Origin of the sequence: Shewanella indica (assembly GCF_002836975.1) — a bacterium.
Taxonomy (GTDB): domain Bacteria; phylum Pseudomonadota; class Gammaproteobacteria; order Enterobacterales; family Shewanellaceae; genus Shewanella; species Shewanella indica.
Map to the genome: position 1 here is coordinate 1 of NZ_NIJK01000013.1, position 4,900 is coordinate 4,900.

7 protein-coding genes are annotated in these 4,900 nt (G+C 42.6%); 5 read left to right on the forward strand and 2 right to left on the reverse strand.

Annotation, left to right across the window (positions count from 1 at the left end; genetic code table 11):
* Positions 1–68 precede the first annotated feature (68 nt).
* Positions 69–371 (forward strand): hypothetical protein, encoded by a 303-nt coding sequence (locus CX650_RS03575; protein ID WP_189484332.1) that lies wholly within the window; start codon positions 69–71, stop codon positions 369–371.
* Positions 372–755: 384 nt separating this feature from the next.
* On the opposite strand, the gene ybaK is transcribed toward CX650_RS03575, so the two are convergent.
* Positions 756–1,229 (reverse strand): Cys-tRNA(Pro) deacylase, encoded by a 474-nt coding sequence (gene ybaK, locus CX650_RS03580; protein WP_028780679.1) that lies wholly within the window; start codon positions 1,227–1,229, stop codon positions 756–758.
* 394 nt (positions 1,230–1,623) lie between these two features.
* Positions 1,624–1,917, reverse strand: coding sequence for a DUF3144 domain-containing protein (locus CX650_RS03585; protein ID WP_025009906.1), 294 nt, complete (start codon positions 1,915–1,917; stop codon positions 1,624–1,626).
* A gap of 958 nt (positions 1,918–2,875) precedes the next feature.
* Here CX650_RS03585 and CX650_RS03590 point away from each other — a divergent pair.
* The 4 genes from CX650_RS03590 to CX650_RS03605 all read left to right on the forward strand — a co-directional run bounded on the left by CX650_RS03590 (position 2,876) and on the right by CX650_RS03605 (position 4,640).
* Positions 2,876–3,265, forward strand: coding sequence for a hypothetical protein (locus CX650_RS03590; RefSeq protein WP_101095048.1), 390 nt, complete (start codon positions 2,876–2,878; stop codon positions 3,263–3,265).
* Between the two features lie 166 nt (positions 3,266–3,431).
* On the forward strand, positions 3,432–3,689 hold the full coding sequence (locus tag CX650_RS03595; protein WP_039034268.1) for a hypothetical protein: 258 nt from the start codon (positions 3,432–3,434) through the stop codon (positions 3,687–3,689).
* Between the two features lie 70 nt (positions 3,690–3,759).
* On the forward strand, positions 3,760–4,158 hold the full coding sequence (locus CX650_RS03600) for an SMI1/KNR4 family protein (protein WP_071476913.1): 399 nt from the start codon (positions 3,760–3,762) through the stop codon (positions 4,156–4,158).
* A gap of 101 nt (positions 4,159–4,259) precedes the next feature.
* Entirely contained in the window at positions 4,260–4,640 is a 381-nt protein-coding gene (locus tag CX650_RS03605; protein WP_071476912.1) for a hypothetical protein, read from the forward strand.
* The last annotated feature ends 260 nt before the right edge of the window (positions 4,641–4,900 follow it).

Consider the following 4,900-nt stretch of genomic DNA (forward strand, 5'->3'; position numbering starts at 1 on the left):
TGTCCATCCATTTTGAAGGACGACTGGATGCTCACATCGATCTGTGATTTTTAACGTGACACAGAATTTTGAACACCCTCATTTTAAGTGGCGGTAGGACAATCAACCCTCAATATGATGGGTATGCAGAGCATGTTTTTAACTCTTGTTGTCGTGTTGCAATGAAGACTCTTACTGGTGATACAGTAGAGCAAAGATTTGCGACACTGATTTTTAGCGTTGTAAACACACCTAGCCGAGTCCGTAAATATGCTCAATTGATCTCTTATCTTGCCTCTGAGTTTGCAGTAGGGCATTTCTTAGATTTTGACGCATGCAATGAAGCTCTGAAAGAGTGCCAAAAAAAAGCTCTTGAATTGCCACAACCCTGATATTGCTGTAAATATCTGACAACAAGTTTCTAACTAGTTTTTGTCCCGAAACGGGTTACGAAGGTACCTTACGTGTCCATACAGATGGTCAAGAAAAATCATAAATGCCTAGCGAGTAGTGAACTGTGCGAGTGTCAGGAATGGCTTTTTTATTTTAATTGACCAAAATACCCTTTGGCAGGGTGATGGTTTCATGCAGTGAGGCCATCGCCTTGCTAAGCCTGCAGGGACAAAAAAGCGTACACACCATTATACATGGTATGTACGCTTATGAGCTCCATAAGAAGCATTGCTATTAAAGGGCTGTCACTCACTCACACGCGAATAGACATTCTTTTTACTATATACTCTAATATCGGGGCTTTTGCTTTGGCCGCTTACGATTCAGCTCTTGATCGCCGCAAAACTGCCGCGGCAGAGCTTGGCCAAGTCCTCTGCGGCAAGACAGATCTCCAGCCCACGGCGACCGGCGCTGACATAGATGCTGTCAAACTCCTGGGCGCTGGCATCTATCACTGTGGGTAACTGCTTTTTCTGCCCCAGAGGGCTGATGCCACCCACCAGATAGCCGGATGAACGCTGCGCCAATTGCGGATTGGCCATCACCAACTTCTTGGCTTTAATCGCCTTGGCAACGCATTTCAAGCTGAGTTGATGATTCACCGGCACCAGGGCCACCGCCAGTGGCGGTGACTTTTCATCGCTGCTGACCAGTAGAGTCTTGAATACCCTGTTGGGATCCAGTCCAAGCGCACTGGCGGCCTCTTCGCCGTAGGAAGGGGCATTCTTGTCATGGTGATATTCGTGAACGGTAAAAGAGATCCCCGCCTTGGTGGCGAGATCGATTGCGGGTGTCACAAGTGTCTCCTTAGGTTGTAGCGTGAGCAGAGTTTCGTATCGCGTTTTAATCCGGATATCTGTTGCGCCAAAACCTGTCTAACTATCAAAACAGGTGTCATAGCATAAGCCTCAAGCCTTTCAGGGTCGAGACAGCGGGTCACTCTTTTAAGACTCAGTTTAGGAGCAAGACCACAAAGCGGCATAAAAGCTTAAGTATTAACTCAAGCAATTGTCTGGAAAATAGCTTAGACATGAGCCCAGATATCAGCGGCTACTGATTATCTGAGTTAGGGGCTAATCCGAGGCTGGTAAAATCGATAGGCCAGGGAAGGGCTTTAAACATGAGTTAACCCATTTTTCCAAAATAAAACGCCCGGCATCTGGCCGGGCATTTTGAAAGACTATGGCGGCTTTACTTCTGCGTTGCGCGGTAGTGGTCGAAATTCTCGATATAATCGTCCATCGAGCCTTCGAGCATCTCCTTGTAGCGCTCCATATAGTAATCCATCATCTCTTGCTTCTTCGACTGCATCTGCTCCTTGGTGGCAAAACCGGTAGAGCCGAACCAGGCATTGTAACGAGCCAGGGCATACATGAAAGAGGCACTGACTTCACCGGTCTGGACTTCAGTATTCTGGTTCTGTTTGTTAGCCAACTCGATGAGTTCACTGGCACGCTGAAAAAACGCCTTATCTGTATCAGACATCTGAGATTCCTGTTTAAAGCCGAGAGCTTGCCTCTCGTTGTTAGGGTTAACTTACCCTAGAGTGTTTTGCTGCAAACTGCTGTAATCCGCTTCACATTCCTGATTGCTAAAGCTAAACAAGCATGAGTTGAATCGCAAAAGAGAGCAACTAACTTCCCAAATAGCCAATCATTTAGGTGCCCTAGGCTAAAAGGTGCGACCAAGTCCCTTATGTGCTCTGGGTCGGCAGACAGACCTGTTTGTTGTGCTTTTCCCTTTTTTCGCTTTTACTTAATTTCTTCCGATTGGCGATTGTTTCGCTCACCCAATCTGGTTATTGTAGATACAATTCAACCGCTTATTTTAGGCTTTTTCTCTTAACGGCAAGCGATTATAACTCCTGGTGTAGTAGGCCATATAGGGAATATTGTCTTGACACAGTTCCAGGGCTGCTCTCGGCGGTTTTGGGGTATCTTCAGGGACGAAGTCAGTTTCGTATCCGTGCGGTAGCTATGCTTGCAGCAAAATGCTCCGCAAAAGCGCGCCTGTTATCGACGGTTTTCGCGTTAATCTGCTGGTGAAATTGAAAACATCAATAAAGTCATAATGATATACGTATTCCTAGTGGATAATAGCTTTGGAAACCGCGTATGCTTACCCTACAGCTGTTAGTAGGTTTGAATTGGGTCATGAGGTATTCTGAGCTTGTTGCTGATAGCGAAGCAGTCTTGTTTGAACTAGCAGAGTTAACTGGTATCGCATACGAAAAGGAGAGTTTGCGGCGTTTAAAGCGCCCAACTTCTGCCCGGTGTTAACACGTCTTCGCCGAGCTCAAAGGAAAAATGGATATCTAACAATAGTTGAACACTAGATTTTGACCAAAGAATGCTCAAGTACCAAACAATGTTTGAGCGAAAAATAAACTTTTAGTGGGTTGCTAGATTTTTTTGATGCCTTAATTGGGAAAAGGAGTTTCTTGATGAATGAACTGGCCAATGAACTAGAAAGCAAAGGGTACAATATCAAGATTCAAGGTAATACGATAATTATTCGTTTGGGAGGCTTAACCAACCCGGTATCGGTTACCTATGATTGGGCAAAAGGCCAATATGATGTTGGTACTAGAGATTTACCTCTCGGTATCATCTACACGTTTCTATTTTCTATTTCTCTTTACGGAGCCTTAGTTTCCATCATTTTTGTGAATGTTTTTCTGATTGCAGTCAGTGCTTTCGGGTTTACCTCTTTGATCATCACAGAATTGAGGGTTAGTTCATTGAGGTATTTTATAGCTCAAAAAAACGGGATGAAAAGCAAGGAAAAAACAAGTAAACCCAAGCTTAAAACGTGGACAATGAATCCTAGGTAGAGGTTAGCACGACTGAAATAAGTTCGATTTCATCAAAGCTCTAAAACTCAAGGCTCTCTTTCGATTTCAAAGAGCTTAAACCATATAGCGCTGCTTGGATGCAGACAGAAAGAAGATTAATTTTTCATTCTATAATGGATAGCTTGATTTTTGTTAAAGAGACCAAATGGTAGATTTCAGTATTTCACAAATAGGCGCACTGATCCTGCACCGGAATTTTAAGCTTTCAAACTTACTAGAATCAAAAATAATGGGAGCACCATCAAAGGCTGATATCTGGCATTTGCGTTGCAGAAAAGAGGAGCTGCTAACGCTTCAGAAAGCATTGGCAGAAAGACTCAAGCAAAATGAACAAAACTCTTCTCTAAGCTTGGTTCTAGAAGAAATTGATGAAATATGTAAAAAAAACACAATAATAGGCTAATTAGTATTGCCCATTCTGGGCTTAACCTCGCTACGATTAGCTGTTGTCGGCGTGACGCATAAAGGACGATATGGAATACGTAAACAAACCACCGGGAGTAAGTAGAGAATCGATTAGAGAGCTTGAAGGGGCTTTTGGTGTGAGCTTACCAAGTGAGTTTTATGATTGGTGGCAGAACAGTAATGGGGCGGACATCTTTTTTGGTTTTAAAGAGCTGCAATTTTTCTCAATCATAGAAATACTCGGTGAGGATATATACGAGTTAAAGAAATATATGCCTAACTCAATACCTATTTGTATGGATGGAAATGGTAATATTTGCGTAGCAAAAATTGAACAGCGAGAAATTTCTGGCTATTACATCGCTAATTGTGGTGATTTAGGCTGGGACGAGGCCAAATTTGTTGCTAAATCTCTTGTTGAACTGATAAATGATCAAGTTTCGCCGGAGAGTAGATTAAATGTTTAAGAACTGGCTGTGGCATTAAGTTTGAATCGCAACGCGTCATTTATTTTGTTCGGTAAAATTGTTTGCATTGCTTAGATGTTGTTTTTTGAAGGGGAGTAATTGTGATATTACCAAGTTATTATGCGGAATGGCTCAATAGTATTGATACGGCTGAAGCTGTCTGTTACAGAGGGAGTGAGTTCTATTTGTTCCCGGAGAGTGAGCTTATTGATGAAATCACGATAGATAAAAACACTGTCAACACCTTTAATCAGCTTTATGCCTTCATCAAAACTCAATTGGAAGTTTCCGGTAGTTCTCCTTTAACCATTGAACAATGCAGATCTTGCATTACGATCGGAACTGATAATGGCAATCCAGTTTTTATCGATCTAATGCGTGATTCAGAATTGTTCTGCTATTACCTTGATGGTGGTTATATTGAAGCGAAAGGTGGTAATTTGCTTAGCTTAACAATGGAGGCGGAAATTTATGAGACATAGGGTAGCTGAGTGAATAAAGAGTTAATCACTGGCGAAGTTGTTGTGGTTGATTAAAAGTGATACTCGAGTAAGAAATTGTTGAAAACGATGGGTGCTTGGTATTTGGTTTAATAATAATGACTTTGTTGTATTCAGTAAGTGCAGTGGAGGGGGCAATATTCTGTGTCAGCCTGTCATAGCGAGGGTGTTCAAAATTCTGTGTCACGTTAAAAATCACAGATCGATGTGAGCATCCAGTCGTCCTTCAAAATGGATGGACA

Bases quoted from the DNA above. Each gene is read 5' to 3' on its own strand.
- CX650_RS03600 (WP_071476913.1), top strand. From the start codon at position 3,760: ATGGAATACGTAAACAAACCACCGGGAGTAAGTAGAGAATCGATTAGA.
- CX650_RS03595 (WP_039034268.1), top strand. From the start codon at position 3,432: ATGGTAGATTTCAGTATTTCACAAATAGGCGCACTGATCCTGCACCGG.
- CX650_RS03590 (WP_101095048.1), top strand. From the start codon at position 2,876: ATGAATGAACTGGCCAATGAACTAGAAAGCAAAGGGTACAATATCAAG.
- CX650_RS03585 (WP_025009906.1), bottom strand. From the start codon at position 1,917: ATGTCTGATACAGATAAGGCGTTTTTTCAGCGTGCCAGTGAACTCATC.